At 71.5% G+C, this 15,085-nt stretch carries 15 protein-coding genes; 3 read left to right on the plus strand and 12 right to left on the minus strand.

Features of this window, described 5'->3' with window-relative positions:
• The first annotated feature begins 46 nt into the window (after nucleotides 1–46).
• A complete protein-coding gene (locus tag NBM05_RS05535; RefSeq protein WP_254165735.1) occupies nucleotides 47–898 on the plus strand; it encodes a shikimate 5-dehydrogenase in 852 nt (283 codons plus the stop codon).
• Nucleotides 899–1,193: 295 nt separating this feature from the next.
• Here NBM05_RS05535 and NBM05_RS05540 read toward each other — a convergent pair whose 3' ends face one another.
• The gene (locus NBM05_RS05540; RefSeq protein ID WP_254165736.1) at nucleotides 1,194–2,024 is read right to left on the minus strand and encodes a rhomboid family intramembrane serine protease; all 831 of its coding nucleotides are present in this window, start codon (nucleotides 2,022–2,024) and stop codon (nucleotides 1,194–1,196) included.
• A gap of 114 nt (nucleotides 2,025–2,138) precedes the next feature.
• Entirely contained in the window at nucleotides 2,139–2,684 is a 546-nt protein-coding gene (locus tag NBM05_RS05545; RefSeq protein ID WP_254165737.1) for a peptidylprolyl isomerase, read from the minus strand.
• 221 nt (nucleotides 2,685–2,905) lie between these two features.
• Between NBM05_RS05545 and NBM05_RS05550 the strand changes: the two genes are divergently transcribed.
• Nucleotides 2,906–3,745 carry a hypothetical protein gene (locus NBM05_RS05550; RefSeq protein WP_254165738.1) on the plus strand — a complete coding sequence of 280 codons (840 nt, stop codon included), beginning with the start codon at nucleotides 2,906–2,908 and terminating at the stop codon, nucleotides 3,743–3,745.
• Between the two features lie 118 nt (nucleotides 3,746–3,863).
• Here the strand turns inward: NBM05_RS05550 and NBM05_RS05555 are convergent, their stop codons facing one another.
• The 4 genes from NBM05_RS05555 to NBM05_RS05570 all read right to left on the minus strand — a co-directional run bounded on the left by NBM05_RS05555 (nucleotide 3,864) and on the right by NBM05_RS05570 (nucleotide 8,012).
• Nucleotides 3,864–4,157, minus strand: a complete 294-nt coding sequence (locus tag NBM05_RS05555) for a hypothetical protein (RefSeq protein ID WP_254165740.1) — start codon at nucleotides 4,155–4,157, stop codon at nucleotides 3,864–3,866.
• Nucleotides 4,158–4,160: 3 nt separating this feature from the next.
• Complete coding sequence (locus NBM05_RS05560) at nucleotides 4,161–5,432, minus strand: inorganic phosphate transporter (RefSeq protein ID WP_254165741.1); 1,272 nt, start codon at nucleotides 5,430–5,432, stop codon at nucleotides 4,161–4,163.
• A gap of 110 nt (nucleotides 5,433–5,542) precedes the next feature.
• The gene (gene add / locus NBM05_RS05565) at nucleotides 5,543–6,538 is read right to left on the minus strand and encodes an adenosine deaminase (protein WP_254165742.1); all 996 of its coding nucleotides are present in this window, start codon (nucleotides 6,536–6,538) and stop codon (nucleotides 5,543–5,545) included.
• A gap of 133 nt (nucleotides 6,539–6,671) precedes the next feature.
• Complete coding sequence (locus NBM05_RS05570) at nucleotides 6,672–8,012, minus strand: NCS2 family permease (protein WP_254165743.1); 1,341 nt, start codon at nucleotides 8,010–8,012, stop codon at nucleotides 6,672–6,674.
• A gap of 167 nt (nucleotides 8,013–8,179) precedes the next feature.
• Here NBM05_RS05570 and NBM05_RS05575 point away from each other — a divergent pair, with 167 nt between their 5' ends.
• Nucleotides 8,180–9,466, plus strand: a complete 1,287-nt coding sequence (locus NBM05_RS05575) for a LacI family DNA-binding transcriptional regulator (RefSeq protein ID WP_254165744.1) — start codon at nucleotides 8,180–8,182, stop codon at nucleotides 9,464–9,466.
• Here NBM05_RS05575 and NBM05_RS05580 read toward each other — a convergent pair.
• The 6 genes from NBM05_RS05580 to NBM05_RS05605 all read right to left on the minus strand — a co-directional run bounded on the left by NBM05_RS05580 (nucleotide 9,403) and on the right by NBM05_RS05605 (nucleotide 15,006).
• Nucleotides 9,403–10,158, minus strand: coding sequence for a phosphoribosyltransferase (locus tag NBM05_RS05580; protein ID WP_309248122.1), 756 nt, complete (start codon nucleotides 10,156–10,158; stop codon nucleotides 9,403–9,405). The genes NBM05_RS05575 and NBM05_RS05580 overlap by 64 nt on opposite strands.
• Before the next feature lie 82 nt (nucleotides 10,159–10,240).
• On the minus strand, nucleotides 10,241–11,134 hold the full coding sequence (locus tag NBM05_RS05585; protein WP_254165745.1) for an alpha/beta fold hydrolase: 894 nt from the start codon (nucleotides 11,132–11,134) through the stop codon (nucleotides 10,241–10,243).
• Nucleotides 11,131–11,694: a DUF6036 family nucleotidyltransferase gene (locus tag NBM05_RS05590; protein ID WP_254165746.1), complete on the minus strand. Its 564-nt coding sequence runs from the start codon at nucleotides 11,692–11,694 to the stop codon at nucleotides 11,131–11,133. The genes NBM05_RS05585 and NBM05_RS05590 overlap by 4 nt, the downstream gene beginning before the upstream one ends.
• Nucleotides 11,694–12,218 carry a helix-turn-helix domain-containing protein gene (locus tag NBM05_RS05595; RefSeq protein WP_254165747.1) on the minus strand — a complete coding sequence of 175 codons (525 nt, stop codon included), beginning with the start codon at nucleotides 12,216–12,218 and terminating at the stop codon, nucleotides 11,694–11,696. The genes NBM05_RS05590 and NBM05_RS05595 overlap by 1 nt, the downstream gene beginning before the upstream one ends.
• A gap of 400 nt (nucleotides 12,219–12,618) precedes the next feature.
• Nucleotides 12,619–13,410: a GntR family transcriptional regulator gene (locus tag NBM05_RS05600; protein ID WP_254165749.1), complete on the minus strand. Its 792-nt coding sequence runs from the start codon at nucleotides 13,408–13,410 to the stop codon at nucleotides 12,619–12,621.
• A gap of 159 nt (nucleotides 13,411–13,569) precedes the next feature.
• A complete protein-coding gene (locus NBM05_RS05605; RefSeq protein WP_254165751.1) occupies nucleotides 13,570–15,006 on the minus strand; it encodes a sugar porter family MFS transporter in 1,437 nt (478 codons plus the stop codon).
• Nucleotides 15,007–15,085: the final 79 nt, after the last annotated feature.

A 15,085-nucleotide genomic window follows, 5' to 3' on the forward strand; every position in this document is an offset into this window, starting at 1 on the left:
CCCCCCACCCCCCGCCGTCCCACCCCCACCACACCCCAGGAGACCCATGCCCGCCCCCCCCCCGGCCACACCGCAGCGCCCCGCCCTGAACCGCGACACCACCGTGTGCATCTCCCTCGCGGGGCGCCCCAGCAACCACGGGACCTTCTTCCACAACCACCTGTACGAGCGGTACGGCCTGGACTTCCTCTACAAGTCCATGACCACCGACGACGTCGAGGGCGCGATCCGCGGCGTCCGCGCCCTGGGCATCCGCGGCTGCTCGGTCTCGATGCCGTTCAAGCAGGCGGTGATCCCCCTGGTCGACGCCGTGGACCACTCGGCGGAGGTCATCGGCGCGGTCAACACCATCGTCAACGACGCCGGCCGGCTGACCGCCTACAACACCGACGTCGTCGCCGTGGCCTCGCTGCTGCGCACCCACCGGGTCGACCCGGCGTCCTCGTTCGCGCTGCGCGGCTCGGGCGGGATGGCCCGGGCCGTCGCGGGCGCCCTGCACGACGCCGGGTTCGCCCGCGGCACCGTCGTCGCGCGCAACGAGGAGGACGGTCGCGAGCTGGCCCGCCGGTACGGCTACGAGTGGGTCCCCGACGCCGCGGGCCTGCGCGCCGACCTGCTCGTCAACGTGACGCCCGTGGGCATGGAGGGCGGCCCCGAGCGCGAGGAGCTCGCCTTCCCCGAGGAGGCGATCGACGCCGCCCGGACCGTGTTCGACGTCGTCGCCCTGCCGGTCGAGACGCCCCTGATCCTCCGCGCCCGCGCCGCGGGGAAGGAGACGATCACCGGCGCCGAGGTCGCGGCCCTCCAGGCGGCCGAGCAGTTCGCCCTCTACACCGGCGTCCGGCCCTCCCCGGAGGAGGTCGACGACGCCGAGGCGGCCACCCGCCGGGGCGCCTGAATGACAAGAATCCCCCCAGCGCGCCGGGCGCCCGTGATCCCCACCCCGTGCACAGAGTTATCCACAGGTGTGGGCAACTCCGGGGGATAACTCGCCGGGAATACGCCGGCACGGCCGTCATTCCGGGGTTTTCGACTATCCACAGCCTTGTTAACAGGTGTGGAGTTACACTCCTGTAGTTATTAACACCTGTGGGTCCACCCTGTGGATAAAGGGAGAGGGTCCAGGGATTCCTGTAATCACAAGAATCCCCGGACCCTCTCCGTTCCCGTGCCGGGGGCGCTCCGCGCGGTGCTCAGGTCCGCGCGGCGCCCCGGCGTCGTCCTCCGCGGCGGCCCCGGCGCCCCCGCGAGGTGAGCTCGAAGAGCCACGCGACCACGGCGCCCACCACCAGGCCGCCCACGTGGGCCTGCCACGAGATCCCCGGCACCACGAACCCGAAGACGAGGTTCACGGCGATGAGGATGAGCAGCGCCCGGGTGTCGCCCCCGCGGAAGCGGGTCCAGGCGAAGAACGCGCCGAACAGCCCGAAGACGCCGCCGGAGGCGCCCACCACCAGCGTGTAGGGCGGCGTGAGCAGGTAGACCGCCGCCGAGCCGCCCACGATGGACAGCAGGAACACCGCCAGGAACCGCCACCGCCCCATCCGCGGCTCGAGCGCCTGCCCGAAGAGGTACAGCGAGTACATGTTCAGCAGGATGTGGGCGATCCCCGAGTGGACGAATCCGCTGGTCAGCATGCGCCACGGCTCGGTAGCCGTCAGTCCCGGCATGTATGCGAGCTCGCGGATCACCAGCTGGTTCGGCACCAGGTACTGCAGGAGGAAGACGGCGAGGTTGATCGCGATCAGCGTCAGGGTCACCGGGGTCGCCCCGGCCCGCGGGAAGATCGAGCTCCTGCCGCGCACGACGCCGCCCCGCCGCTCGGCCTCCCGCCGCGCCTCCCGGGCGCAGTCGACGCACTGCACCCCGACCGGCGCCTGCACCTGGCACCGGGGGCAGACCGGCCGATGGCAGCGGGTGCAGCTGACGTAGGCCACCGTGTCCGGGTGCCGGGGGCAGACCGGCCGCTGGGCGTCGTCGTGCTCGTCGGCGCGCTGCCCGTACCGCGGAGGTTCCTGGTCCATGTCTCTCCTGTGCTGGGTGTGCGTGGCGCGGGGCGTGAGAGCCCGCGGTATACACGTGAGGCCCGCTCGCGGTGACGAGCGGGCCTCAGGTGCGTGCGGAGTCTGCGGCGGGCGCTAGGCCTGCTCGACGTCGATCGAGGAGATCACGACGTCCTCGACCGGGCGGTCCATCATGCCGGTGGCGACGCCCTCGATGGCGTCGACGACCTTCTTGGACTCGTCGTCGGCGACCTCGCCGAAGATGGTGTGCTTGCCCTGCAGCCAGGTGGTGGGGATCGTGGTGATGAAGAACTGCGAGCCGTTGGTGCCCTTGCCGCCGCGGAGGCCCGCGTTGGCCATGGCCAGCTTGTAGGGCTCGTTGAAGTTCAGGTCGGGGCTGATCTCGTCGTCGAACTGGTAGCCCGGGCCGCCGGTCCCCTGGCCCAGGGGGTCGCCGCCCTGGATCATGAAGTCGCGGATGATGCGGTGGAAGACGACACCGTCATACAGCGGGGTCCCGCTCTTCTTCTCGCCGCTCTTGGGGTCCACCCACTCCTGGGAGCCGTCGGCCAGGCCGATGAAGTTCTGCACCGTCTTGGGAGCGTGGTTGCCGTACAGGTTGACGGCGATGTCTCCGTGGTTGGTGTGGATGGTCGCTGTGGCAGTGGGGATGGCAGTCATGGCGCTATTTTCACACGGGCTCGCGCGAGCCCCCAATACCGTTCCGCCTTCAGTGAAAACAAGGGGGTGGTGCCGGGACATTGACCGTGCGGACCGTGTCACCCGTCATAGGGTGAGTAAGGACGACAAACGACTCGATGTGCGTGCCCCGCCCCCGCCGGGACCGGGGCACCGCCGCGGACAGGCTCCGCGGCGCGTCGGTCAAGGAGGAGGTAACCCCCATGGCATGCAAGACCAAGAAGGCCCAGAAGCAGGCCGCCAAGGCCGCGCAGAAGGTCCAGAAGAACGCCGGAGAGCGCCTGCACGAGGGTGCTGACAAGGCCTCCGAGCTCGCCACCGAGTGGGCGGCGCGGATCCAGGAGCGCGCCGGCCAGGCCAACGAGTGGGCCCAGAAGGAGGTCGCGCCGCGCGTCCAGGAGCAGCTCGAGAAGGCCAGCCCGGCCGTCGAGCAGGCGGTGCACTCGGCTCGCGCGAAGGCCAGCGTGGCCGCCGCGGGGCTCGCCGAGAAACTCGACTCCGCCGATGCCTCGCCGCAGCTGAAGACCGCGGTCGCCAAGCTCACCGGTGACAAGAAGGCGCTCAAGAAGGCCCAGAAGCAGGCCGCGCAGGCCGCCAAGGACTTCGCCAAGGAGCAGAAGAAGGCCAACAAGAAGTCCCACAAGGGCCTTTTGGTCTTCGGCATCCTGGCCGCCGCGACCGTCGCCGGCGTGGCCGCGTGGCGCGCCTCCCGCCCGGTGGAGGACCCCTGGCAGACCCCTGCCGACCCCAAGCCCGCCCCGGCCGCGAAGCCGGCCGCGCACGATGAGGAGTCCGGTGTGGCCGGTCGCGAGAACCTGGACGAGCAGAAGGTCACCAAGCCGGCCAACGCCCACGCGCCCTCCAACCAGGAGGTCACCGAGCACGCCGACCCGAAGAACTCCGGTCACCCCGCGCCGGGTGCCCCGATGAACCGCGCGGCGACCGCCGACCCCTCGAACCGCAAGGGCGAGGACACGGTCAAGCCCGAGGTCCGTCGGAAGCCGAGCGGCGAGGAGCCGGCCAACAAGGACAAGAACACCTGATCCTCACCCGCTCAGAGGACACGACGACGCCGCCGCGCATCCCAGCGCGGCGGCGTCGTCGTGTGTGGGGACAGGGCTGTCCGGCGGACCGGGGCCTCGGCGCGAGGGAGACGCCGGCTCAGCGCGAGCCGAGGAAGGCGAACCCGGTGAGCTCGTGCAGGTACTCGCGGGCGATCCACAGCACCCCGGCCAGGATGACCAGGACGATGATCGCGTAGATGACCCCGGAGGCCGTCCGCGCGGCGACCGGGGCACGGCGCACCTGCACCACGGTCCCGTCGGCCCGCCGCTCGGTGCGGCCGGCCGAGAGGCGCAGGGCGAGCGCGAAGAGCGCCGGCATGCCGGCCCCCAGGACCAGCCCGGCCAGGGTCACGGGGATGATGTTGGATATCAGGGAGAGCAGCTCGTACACGGGTCAGGCTCCGGGGGTGCGGCGGTGGTCGGGGGCGTCGTCGCCGGGGAGGTCGAGGTGGGTGGAGGCCTCGCCGGCGACCACCCCCGCGGGGACCTGGGAGATCACGCCGGTGATGGGGGCGAGGTCCTCCACCTCGGGCTCCCACTCCTCGTTGACGTTGCCGGCGTGGACGGGCTCCCGGCGCGAGCGGACGTACATCAGGGTGGACAGCGCCACCAGGATCGCGAAGACGACCCCGACGCCGGTCAGCTCGGTGGTCGCGGCCCCCACGAAGTGCCCGATCAGCCAGCACGCCGCCCCGACCACGGCGGCCGCGGGGATGGTGATGAGCCAGGCGAGCACCATGCGGCCGGCCACGCTCCAGCGCACCTCGGCTCCCTTGCGGCCCAGCCCGGTCCCCAGGATCGAGCCGGTGGCCACGTGCGTGGTGGACAGGGCCATCCCGAAGTGGGAGGAGGTCAGGATGATGGCCGCGGAGGCGCCCTCGGCGGCCATGCCCTGCGGCGAGTCGATCTCCACCAGGCCCTTGCCGAGCGTGCGGATGATGCGCCAGCCGCCCAGGTAGGTCCCCAGGGCGATCGCGACGGCGCAGGTGAACTTGACCCAGAACGGGATGTCGGCCGTCGGCTCGATCGCGGAGGCCGCGACCAGGGCCAGGAAGATCACGCCCATGGTCTTCTGGGCGTCGTTGGTGCCGTGCGCCAGCGAGACCAGCGAGGCGGTGCCGACCTGACCCCAGCGGAACCCGCGGGTCTTCTGCCGGTCCCCCACGCGCGCCGTCATCCGGTAGATGAGCACCGTGCCCACCGTGGAGACCAGGGCCGCGATCACGGGAGCTACGAGCGCGGGGACGATGACCTTGGCGACGACGCCGGTCCACAGCACCCCGCTGACCCCCAGGCCGGCGATGGTCGCGCCGATGAGCCCGCCGAACAGCGCGTGGGAGGAGCTGGAGGGCAGCCCGAGCAGCCAGGTCAGCAGGTTCCAGACGATGCCGCCCACGAGCCCGGTGAAGACGATGAGCATGAGCCCGTGGCCGTCCGTCATCTCGAGGTTGACCACCTCCCGGCCCACGGTCTTGGCGACCTCGATGGAGAGGAACGCGCCGACCAGATTGAGTACCGCGGAGAGGCCCACGGCGACCTTGGGCTTGAGGGCTCCGGTGGCGATCGACGTCGCCATCGCGTTCCCGGTGTCGTGGAAGCCGTTGGTGAAGTCGAAGACCAGTGCGGTGATGACCACGATGCCGAGGATGATGAGTTCGGGAGTCACATAGGCATTATCCCGACCGCAGGGGGACGCGGACAGTTGAAGGGGTGAACTTTAGGTGAACATCAACGGGTCCGTGGTGGCGAGCACATGGCCATCCGGTGACGCGGCGCTCAGCCCTCCCGCGCCACCGCCTCGCGCAGCGCCGCCTTCTCGGCCTCCGGCAGGAACGAGGCCTCGACGCCGTTGGCCACGAACTCGCGCCTCCGGTCCTCGCCCAGCAGGTCCACGGTGATCTCGAGCTCGCGGGCCAGCGTGGTCGGGAACAGCGCGGGGTCGTCCGAGTTGATGGTCACCTTCAGGCCGGCGTCGAGCATCTCGCGGATGGACTCGCGGCGCCACGGCCGCAGCGCCCGGCGCGAGGTGGTGAACGCGGTGTTGAAGTACACGCCCTCGTCGGCGCAGCGCTTCACGACGTCGGCGTCCTTGAGCACGTGGTACCCGTGGTCGATCCGGTCGCAGCCGAGCAGGTCCAGGCACGTGGGGATGGTCTGCGCGGTGGGCACGTGCTCGCCGGCGTGCGCGGTGCGCTTGAGGCCGTGCCGCCCGGCCAGCTGGAAGGCCTCGGCGAACGTGGCGGGCAGGCCCTTGCGCTCGTCGAAGTCCAGGCCGATCCCGACGACGGCGTCGGACGGGCGCGCCACGACCTCCTCGACCATCGCGAGCGCGACCTCGGGGGTGTCCTCGCGGTTCACTGCGGCGAGCGCCCGGGCGTCGACGCCGAGGTCCTTGCGCGCCGCCTCGATCCCCTCCTCGATCCCGGCCACCATCTCCCGGTACTCGACGCCGGCCGCCAGGTGCACCGAGGGGCTGAACGCGAACTCGGAGTACACGGTCCCGCTCTGGTGGTACCCGTCCTGCATCGCCTCGTAGACGGTCCGGGCGAAGTCGCCGCGGGTGCGCAGGCTCGCCGAGATCAGCTCGTAGACCCGCAGCAGCGGGAACCACGGCCCGCGCGTCAGCTCCTCCTCGGTGGGGTCGGAGTTGATCCGGGGGTACAGCTCGGTGGCCGGCATCGGGAGCTCGACGCCGTTGGCCGCCGCCAGGTCCGCGAGGGTCGCGGCCCGGACGGTCCCGGGCAGGTGGATGTGCAGGTCGATGGTCTTCATGGGGTGATGCGTGTCCGTTCGTGGGGGTTCGTCGAGCAGGGGCACCGGGGGCGCGGATGGCGCGGCCGGCGTCGAGGGGGCGTCGTTGCGAGGAGTCCGACGCCGGGGCGGCGGGTGGGCGCCCGCACCGGCGTCAGTGCGCGGCGGCGTAGAAGAAGTAGACCAGGAAGGGCGTGAGCACCCACATGCCCGGGTGGATGTCCTTGAACTTGCCGGTCACGGCCTTGATCAGCACGTAGCTGAGCAGGCCGGTGGCGATGCCGGTGCCGAAGTTGCCCCACAGCAGGGTGCAGGCGACCAGCAGCGCCGCGGGGATGGCCTCGGTGAGGTCGGAGGTGTCGACCTTGCGGAAGCCCGTCAGCATGGTGAGGCCGATGACGATCAGCACCGGCGCCGTCGCCGCCGAGGGGATCATCCCGGCGACCGGGATGAACGCGAGCACCACGGCGAACAGGCCGGCGGTAGTCCACGAGGTCAGCCCGGTCCGGCCGCCGCTGCCGGTGCCCGCGGTGGACTCGAGGTAGGTCGTCACGCTGGGTGCGCCGATCAGGGAGCCGCCCGTGATGGCCGCCGAGTCGACCAGGAACGGCCGCTTGAGGTCCACGGCCTTCCCGCCGGTGGCCTCGCGGATCTTGTCGGTCACGGTCAGCACGACGCCGGTCGCGGAGAAGAACTCGGCGGCGAAGAACGCGAAGAGGTAGGGGAAGTACTGGGGCGCCAGCGCGCCGACGACGTCGATGTCGAAGACCAGCGGCCCGGGGCTCGCGGGCGCGGCGAGGTAGCTCCCGGGCAGCTCGGTGACGCCCAGCGGGATGCCGACGACCGTGATCGCCAGGATCACGATGACGAAGGCGCCGGGCACCTTGCGAGCCTGCAGCGCGACCAGCAGGACGATCCCGGCGAGGGCCAGCAGTGCTCCGGGCGCGGCGAGGTCGCCGAGGACCAGCGAGTCGCCGTCGCCCACCACGAGCCCCGTGGAGCGGAAGCCGATGAAGGCGATGTAGAGCCCGATCCCGGATCCGATCGCGAGCCGCACGTTGGTCGGCATGATCCGGGTGACGAGGTTGCGGATGCCCAGGACCGTCAGGATCAGGAAGACGACGCCGGACCAGAAGACGATGCCCATCGCCACCCCGAAGGGGACCCCCTCGCCCTGCACGAGCGTGTAGGCGACCAGGGCGACGCCGCCCAGGCCCGGCGCGAGGACCAGCGGGAGGTTGGCGAACAGCCCCATCGCGAAGGTCGCGACGATGGCCACGATGATCAGCGCGGTGGTCGCGGCGCCGCGGGGGACGCCGGCGTCGGCGAGCATGCTCGGGACGACGACGATCGTGTAGGCCGAGGCGAGGAACATGCTGAGCCCGGCGAGGAGCTCGGTCCGGATGCTGGAGCCGCGTTCCGAGATGCGGAACAGGCGCTCCGCCAGGGCGGGCGGACGACGAGTCCTCCCCGCGGTGGGCTGGGGTGTCTTCACGGCGGTACGACCTTCCTCGCGGCGCGATGTAAGCGCTTGTACGGTCATATGCTCGACCCCTCACCGCTCCCCTGTCAACCCGCGGCTGGGCAAATGTGTAAACGTTTACACGACACGGTCTTCTCGCGGCACCCCCGCCACGGTACGGTGGTCGCGAGGGAGGTCACATGGTCAAGACAGCAGGGCCCGGCGCGAGCCCGGCGACGATCAACGACGTGGCTCGCGTCGCCGGGGTGTCCATCGCGACCGTCTCGCGGGCCATCCGGCAGCCGGAGATCGTCTCGGAGGGCACCCGGCGCCGCGTGCTCGCGGCCGTCTCGGAGGTCGGCTACACGCACAACCCAGCCGCCCGCGCGCTCGCGACCGGCACCAACGAGCTGCTGGGCCTGACCGTCCCCTCCCTGACCAACCCCTTCCTGACCCCGATCGTCTCCGGCGCCCAGCAGGCCGCCGAGGAGCACGGCTACGACCTCGTCATCACGGTCGACGCCGCCGAGAGGGACCACCAGGCCACCCTCATGGCGCGGCTGCGGGGCAGGGTCGCGGGCCTGGTCGCCGTCTCGCCGCGCGGCGCCTCGCGGGTCTTCGCCGACCAGGCGCGCGCCCAGCCCCTCGCGACCGTGAACCGGCGGATCTCCGGGGTGAGCTCGGTCGTGCTCGACACGAGCGAGGGCCTCCGGGCGCTGGGACGGCACCTGACGGCGCTGGGCCACCGCCGCATCGCCTACGTCGGGGGGCCGCGGGGCTCCCGCACGGACCGGGAGCGGCTCCGCGCGCTGGAGGGTGTGGTGCACGACGCCGCCGGGGAGGTCGAGGCGCTGCCCATCGCGGACCCGTCCTTCGCGGCCGGGACCGTGATCGCCAAGGACGTCGCGCGCAGCGGCTGCTCCGCGGTCATCGTCTACAACAGCGTCGTCACGGTGGGGCTGGTCCACCAGCTGCGGCTGATCGGCGTGGGCGTGCCCGAGGACCTCAGCGTGGCCTGCGCGGACGACCTGACCGACGCCGGCCTCTCGATCCCGCACCTCACCGCCCTGCACGTCCCCGCCCACGAGGCCGGGTACCGCGCGGCCGCGATGGTGCTGGGGAGGCTGGGACGCCGTCGCGACTCCACCGCGCCGCAGCGCGCCGAGCACCTGCTGCTCCCGGTGCAGCTGGTCCCCGGCACGACGGCGCGGCGGGTGGACGACGCGACGGCCGGGCGCACGAACGGCACTGCGGAGGCGAGCCCGGGGGGCGGCGGGGCGGGGACGGGCTCGAGGAGGGACGCCGCCGCGGAGACGCGGCGAGCGGACGACGGCGCGATGCCCCCTCGGAGGAGCGGCGACGGCGCGAGCCCGGGTGGACCGCCAGACGGCGGCGAGGCGGCCCGCTCGACCCCCGCCGCGGCTCAGCCCGCGGCACCGAGGATCCGGACGACCTCCTCGTCGGGGGTCTGGTCGAAGACGTCGTAGAAGGCGCCCACTGCCCCGAACCACCGCGGGGCGTGGAGGCAGACGACGTCGTCGGCCTCGCCCGAGGCGGCGAGCGAGCGCACGACGTCGGGCGGGGCGACCGGCGTCGCGAGGACGACGCGCTCGGCCCCGAGGGCGCGGGCGATCTGGCAGGCGGCCCGTGCGGTGGCCCCGGTGGCGACGCCGTCGTCCACGATCACCGCGGTCCGCCCGGACAGCTCCGGCGCGGGACCCTCAGCTGGCGCGGATTCCCGAGCATACGCGGGGCCGCCGGACGGTGCGGGTCCCTCGGCCGGCGTGAGACCCTCGGCCGGTGCGGAGCCCTCGGCCTGCACCGACCCGGCCCGCCCCCGGCGGAACCGCGCCGCGCGCTCCCGGACCTCGGCGCGCTCACGCCGAGCCGCCTCCTCCAGCTGCGCCTCGCTCACGCGGGAGGAGCGCACGACGTCGGGGTTCAGCACCGTGACGCCGCCCTCCCCCACGGCGCCCATCGCCAGCTCCGGGTAGCTCGGCACCCCGAGCTTGCGCACCACCAGGACGTCCAGCGGGGCGCCGAGCAGCGCGGCGACCTCGGCGGCCACGGGGACGCCGCCGCGGGGCAGGCCGAGGACCACCGGGGCGCGCAGGGCCCGCCCGGCCAGCTCGCGGCCCAGCTGCCGGCCGGCATCGCCTCGGTCCCGGAACCGGGCCATGCCGCACCTTCCCTTCCGCTCCGCGCCGCGAGGCCGCCCCTCGCGGGTCTCACTTACGGTGTACCTCCGCCGGGAGGCGGGGTCAAGGGCCGCCGGTGTGCGCGAGGACCTCGCCGATCACGAGGTCCCACAGGGGCTCGGGCGGGTACTGGTGCCCCGCGCCCGGCAGCGGGACCAGTCGGGCTCCGGGGATCTCCGCGGCCAGGGCCTCGCCGTGGGCGAGGGGGAACAGCGGGTCGGCCGTCCCGTGGAGGACCAGCGTCGGCGCGGCGATCTCGCCCAGGCGCCTGCTCGACGGCTCGCCGTCGCCCGCCGCGAGCCAGTGGTTGGTCTGCAGGGCGGCCATGTCGGCGGTGCGGTCGTAGGCGCGGGCGGCGATGCGGCGCATCTGCCCGGCGTCGAAGGGCAGGGTCCCGGCGAAGGCGCGCTCGGTCTCGACCATCGCCCCGACGGCCGCCTCCCGGTCCGTCCAGTCCGTCCCGGCGGCGGCGGCGTCGGTAGCGTCGGCGTCGGCGGCGAAGGCCTCCGCGAGCCGCGGCTCGGGCGGGGGCAGCGGGGGACGGTCCGGGCCACCGGGGACGGCCGGGCTCGTGGACTCGAGGACGAGGCTGGCCACCCGCTCGGGGTGCTCCAGGGCGATCTCCTGCGCGATCCCGCCACCCATCGAGAGCCCGTAGAGGTGCGCGGCCGCGACGCCGACGCCGTCGAGCACCGCGAGCGCGTCCGCCGTCAGGTCCGCGCCCGTGTAGGCGGGGGCGCTGGGCGGGGAGGAGGTGGAGCGGCCGGCGTCGCGCTGGTCGTAGCGGATCACGTGCCGGCCGGCGTCGGCCAGGCGGGCGCAGAACTCGTCCTCCCAGAAGTCGAGGGTCGAGGCCGCGCCGCCGAGGAGCAGGATCGCGGGATCGCCCGGGCTGCCGAAGGTCTCGACGCAGAGGCGAGCGGCGCGGGAGAGGACGAATCGCTCGCGCGGCGTCATGGGCGGGCCTCGAGCCATTCCGTCGCGCGCGTCGCCGCATCTCGGTGACGTTCGGAGATCGTCGACAGGCGATGGGTGATGGTCGGCTTCTGTACGAGGCCGGCGACCAACAGAGCGTCTACGAAACGCCGGTCCTTCTCCCGGAAGGCGCAGAGCTTCGCAACGCAGAGGTCGTGCCTCTCAAGACACCACCCCGTGAAACGAGGCGTTCCGGAAGGCGCACTGGTATTGGCGTTCTGAACCCTGACAAGGCGATCACGCCAACCAAACGGAAGCACGGCGGTCTCCAGATCGACGCCGTCGATGCTGAATCCGTGCGTCTGCTCGAAAGAGGAGAACTCACCGGCGACCCCTTCAATCAGGTCAGCCAGCCGGGAGGTCTCCTGCTGGTCAGCGGCCATAGGCAGAATGTCGATCTCGACCGACATGGTCGCATCCGCCGGAAGTTGCTCCTCACGGTATGAGCCGAGAATCGCTTGGGAACCGACCACGATGACCTCCGCATGACCGATGATCTGACATGCTGCGCGGATCGCATGCTCTAACTGGTCCCGTCGCATCAGGCCACCCTCGCCAACACCGCGAGTCGATCCTCTTCGGACAGAATTCCTCCGAAGGGAGACACCTCCCGCATCTCCATCGAGTCTCGACCGAGGCCCGTCATCACCCGCTTCAGACCGGCCAGGTCACGCGCCCGGATCAACGCCTCCCACCGGTCGAGGTTGTGACTATGCGGTTGACCCCTCACACCCTCGCGCAGGCGCCTCACATTGCGTTCGACCGTAGAAAGCCAGTCGGTCAGGCTCACCCGATCGAGCCGGGCCGAAAGCTCACAATGCAAGGACCACGATCGGCGTTCACTGCGGGTCATCTCCGGCTCCACCACTCGCCATTCCACCTCGAGCCGGTACCCCATGCAGGCCAGGAGGCGGTCCGCCTGTTCATCGCTGACGTCGATCTTGCCGGAGAGGAACTGGCTGATGCTGGGCTGGTGGACGCCGCTGATCCGCGCCAGCTCGCTTTGAGTGGTTCCCGTCGATCTCATCGCCTGGCGCACCAGGTTCCCTCGTCCATCCACCATCATCTTATTATAGTACGAACTGCTATATTATCGACCCCTCGAGATCGCTGCGCATCGACAACGATCTTCTGCCATCGACCAATGCATCACCGGAACAACGACCGCGCTATCGTCGTCCCTCGTGACGCGCACGACGACGGGGCCACCCCTCCCATAGTTCCCACGGAGGACTCCTGGGGACGGTGAGCCCTACCGGAGGCTGGACCCCATCCGATGAGGAGTACGACCAGCGACCCGCTGTGGACTCCACCCGATATCATCCACTCGTGCTATCAAGGGTGTGATGTGCTGGTGGCCTGAGGCGCCATCGACGAACAAGGTCCAAAGCCGCTCGGTACCGGTGGGGCCCTCCTCACCCCACCGGTGCATCGCGAGGACGATGCCGCGGTGATCGCTCTGGGGATCACCTCCCCACCAGCATCGCCTGGACTGCATACAGATCCGGGAGATAGCACTCGCTCCCGTACCCGAGCACCCCGCCGGGGGCCCCGAGGATGCAACGATCCACCGTGAGCAGCGGATCCCCCACGGTGATGCCGAGGAGCTCGACGTCGTCCGCGAGCGCGAGCCTGGCCCCGACGGAGAGTTCGGTGCTGCGGATCGCCACACCGAGCTCGCGCAGCAACGCGGACAGACTCCGGGTGTCAGGTTCGCCGACGCCGCCGTCCGCGAGCGCGGTGGGCAGGTAGCCGTCGACGATTGCGGCCGGGCGGCCGTTGGAGTGCCTCAGCCGCCGCATGTACAGCACGTCCGCTCCCTCGCGAATCCGCAGCCTCGCCGCAATGCCGGCCGAGGCGGGAATCACCTCGTGGACGAGGATCCGGTCGCCCGATTCGCGGTCCGCGTCCCCGGGGTCGTCGAGGGCCGTCAGCTCCAGCGGTCGCGGGGCGCGGCTCTGCAGCACCTGCGTTCCGATGCCCCGGCGTCGGACCAGCAGGCCCCTGTCGACGAGGGACCGGATGGACCTCTGAGCGGTGGCTCGGGAGATCCCCAGGCGCTGCGCGAGGGCGGTCTCGCTCTCCAGGCGCTCGCCAACGGCGATCGCCCCGTCGCGGATCGCCTGCTCGAGCCGCTCGGAGACCTGAGCATGGAGGGGGACCGGGCCGTGGGGGTCGAGGTCGGCGAAGTATTCTCCGAAAGACCCCCGCCCCGCCGGGCGGTGACCGTTCGCGGGGTGCTCACTCGTCGTCGTCATGGTGTCCTCACATCGTTCGCATCCGAGGCATGTCCCCAAGCCGTCCGCGGAGGGAGCGTGACCGCCGGTCGTCCGCGGGGAGAGCACGCTCCCCCGCGGCGGAAGGGCCCCGCCCGGTGCCGGGACGGCGGATCCGGGGCCCTCACGAGCGCCGACCGCTCACCTCCTCTTGACCGCGTAGATCTGCCCGGTCGTGACTCCCACCTCGATGGACTCGAGCGTGCGCCCGCGCGTCTCCGGCAGCAGCCGGAGCATGAAGATCAGCGCGACGAGATTGAAGGCCGCCAGGAGGTAGAAGACCGAGAGCCCCATCGCGGCCTCGAGCGTCGGGAAGAACAGGCCGAGGGTCGCGTTCGCGATCCACATGCAGAACACGGCGATCCCGATGCCGAGCCCGCGCATGTGCAGGGGGAAGATCTCCGAGAGGATCACCCAGGTCGCGACGTTCAGGAAGGTCTGCATCGACCCGACGAACAGGACGACCAGGGTCAGGATCACGTACGGCTTGGCGGTGCCCTCCGGAAGCGCCATCGCGGCGGTGCCGATGAGCACGTGGCACAGGGTCACGAGCCCGTAGCCGGTGAGGAACATGGTCCGCCGGTTGACCCGGTCCATGAGGTAGAGCGAGACGATGCTGCCGATCACCCCGATGAGCCCGGGCACCACGTTGGCGATGAGCGCGGCGTCGGCGTCGAACCCGGCCTGGATGAGCACGGTCTGGCCGTAGTAGACGATCGTGTTGATGCCGGTCAGCTGCTGGAACACGGCGATGCCGATCCCGATCACGAGGATGCGGACCAGCCACTTGTTCGCCAGCACCGCCCGGATGCCCACCGCGTGCTGCCGCTCCTCCTCCTCGGCGACGTGCTCGACGTCCCCGAGCTCGGCGACCGCCCGCTCCTCGGGGCGGACCGTCCTCATCACGGCGAGCGCCTCCTCGTGACGACCCTTCTCCACGAGCCACCGCGGCGACTCGGGCATCCGGAGCATCCCGACGAACAGGCCGATCGCGGGGATCGCGCAGATCGCGAGCATGATGCGCCACACGCCGTCGAGGTGGCCCCAGACGTTGCCGATGAGGGCGTTCACCGCGAACGCCGCGAAGGCGCCGACGGCGATCATCACCTCGTTGCGCCCGGCCAGGGACCCGCGGATCTCGTAGGGCGCCAGCTCGGCGAGGTAGACCGGCACCACGGTGGAGGCGCCGCCCACGGCGAGGCCGAGGACGACGCGCCCCACGACCATGACGCCGAAGTTCGGGGCGACGACGACCAGGACCGTCCCCGCCAGGAACGCCAGCGAGAGCAGCAGGATGGTGCTGCGGCGCCCCCGGGCGTCGGAGAGCCGCCCGCCGAGGATCGCACCCACCGCGGCGCCGAAGAGGAGCGAGCTGGTCACGACCCCGGCGGTGAGCGGCGTCAGCCCGAGCTCCTCGGACATGGGGCGCAGGGCGCCGTTGATCACGCCGGTGTCGTAGCCGAAGAGCAGGCCGCCGATGGTCGCGACGAAGGCGACGATGGTCAGCCGCTTGCGGTGCGGGCCGTCGGTGAGCGGCGGCAGCTTCTTCTCCGCCGAGGTCGGCGATTCGGAACTCATGGTGACTCCCTTGTCTAAGTGGTGCATCCGGCGGGGTCGGCGTCGCCGCCGCCGCCGGGGTGCGCGTCGTCGCGCACGC

It is taken from the genome of Rothia santali, from assembly GCF_024199905.1.
GTDB classification, from domain to species: Bacteria; Actinomycetota; Actinomycetes; order Actinomycetales; family Micrococcaceae; genus Rothia; species Rothia santali.

Coding starts and splice junctions, on each gene's coding strand:
- NBM05_RS05535 (WP_254165735.1), top strand. CDS start 47: ATGCCCGCCCCCCCCCCGGCCACACCGCAGCGCCCCGCCCTGAACCGC.
- NBM05_RS05540 (WP_254165736.1), bottom strand. CDS start 2,024: ATGGACCAGGAACCTCCGCGGTACGGGCAGCGCGCCGACGAGCACGAC.
- NBM05_RS05545 (WP_254165737.1), bottom strand. CDS start 2,684: ATGACTGCCATCCCCACTGCCACAGCGACCATCCACACCAACCACGGA.
- NBM05_RS05550 (WP_254165738.1), top strand. CDS start 2,906: ATGGCATGCAAGACCAAGAAGGCCCAGAAGCAGGCCGCCAAGGCCGCG.
- add (WP_254165742.1), bottom strand. CDS start 6,538: ATGAAGACCATCGACCTGCACATCCACCTGCCCGGGACCGTCCGGGCC.
- NBM05_RS05575 (WP_254165744.1), top strand. CDS start 8,180: ATGGTCAAGACAGCAGGGCCCGGCGCGAGCCCGGCGACGATCAACGAC.
- NBM05_RS05580 (WP_309248122.1), bottom strand. CDS start 10,158: ATGGCCCGGTTCCGGGACCGAGGCGATGCCGGCCGGCAGCTGGGCCGC.
- NBM05_RS05585 (WP_254165745.1), bottom strand. CDS start 11,134: ATGACGCCGCGCGAGCGATTCGTCCTCTCCCGCGCCGCTCGCCTCTGC.
- NBM05_RS05590 (WP_254165746.1), bottom strand. CDS start 11,694: ATGCGACGGGACCAGTTAGAGCATGCGATCCGCGCAGCATGTCAGATC.
- NBM05_RS05595 (WP_254165747.1), bottom strand. CDS start 12,218: ATGATGGTGGATGGACGAGGGAACCTGGTGCGCCAGGCGATGAGATCG.
- NBM05_RS05600 (WP_254165749.1), bottom strand. CDS start 13,410: ATGACGACGACGAGTGAGCACCCCGCGAACGGTCACCGCCCGGCGGGG.
- NBM05_RS05605 (WP_254165751.1), bottom strand. CDS start 15,006: ATGAGTTCCGAATCGCCGACCTCGGCGGAGAAGAAGCTGCCGCCGCTC.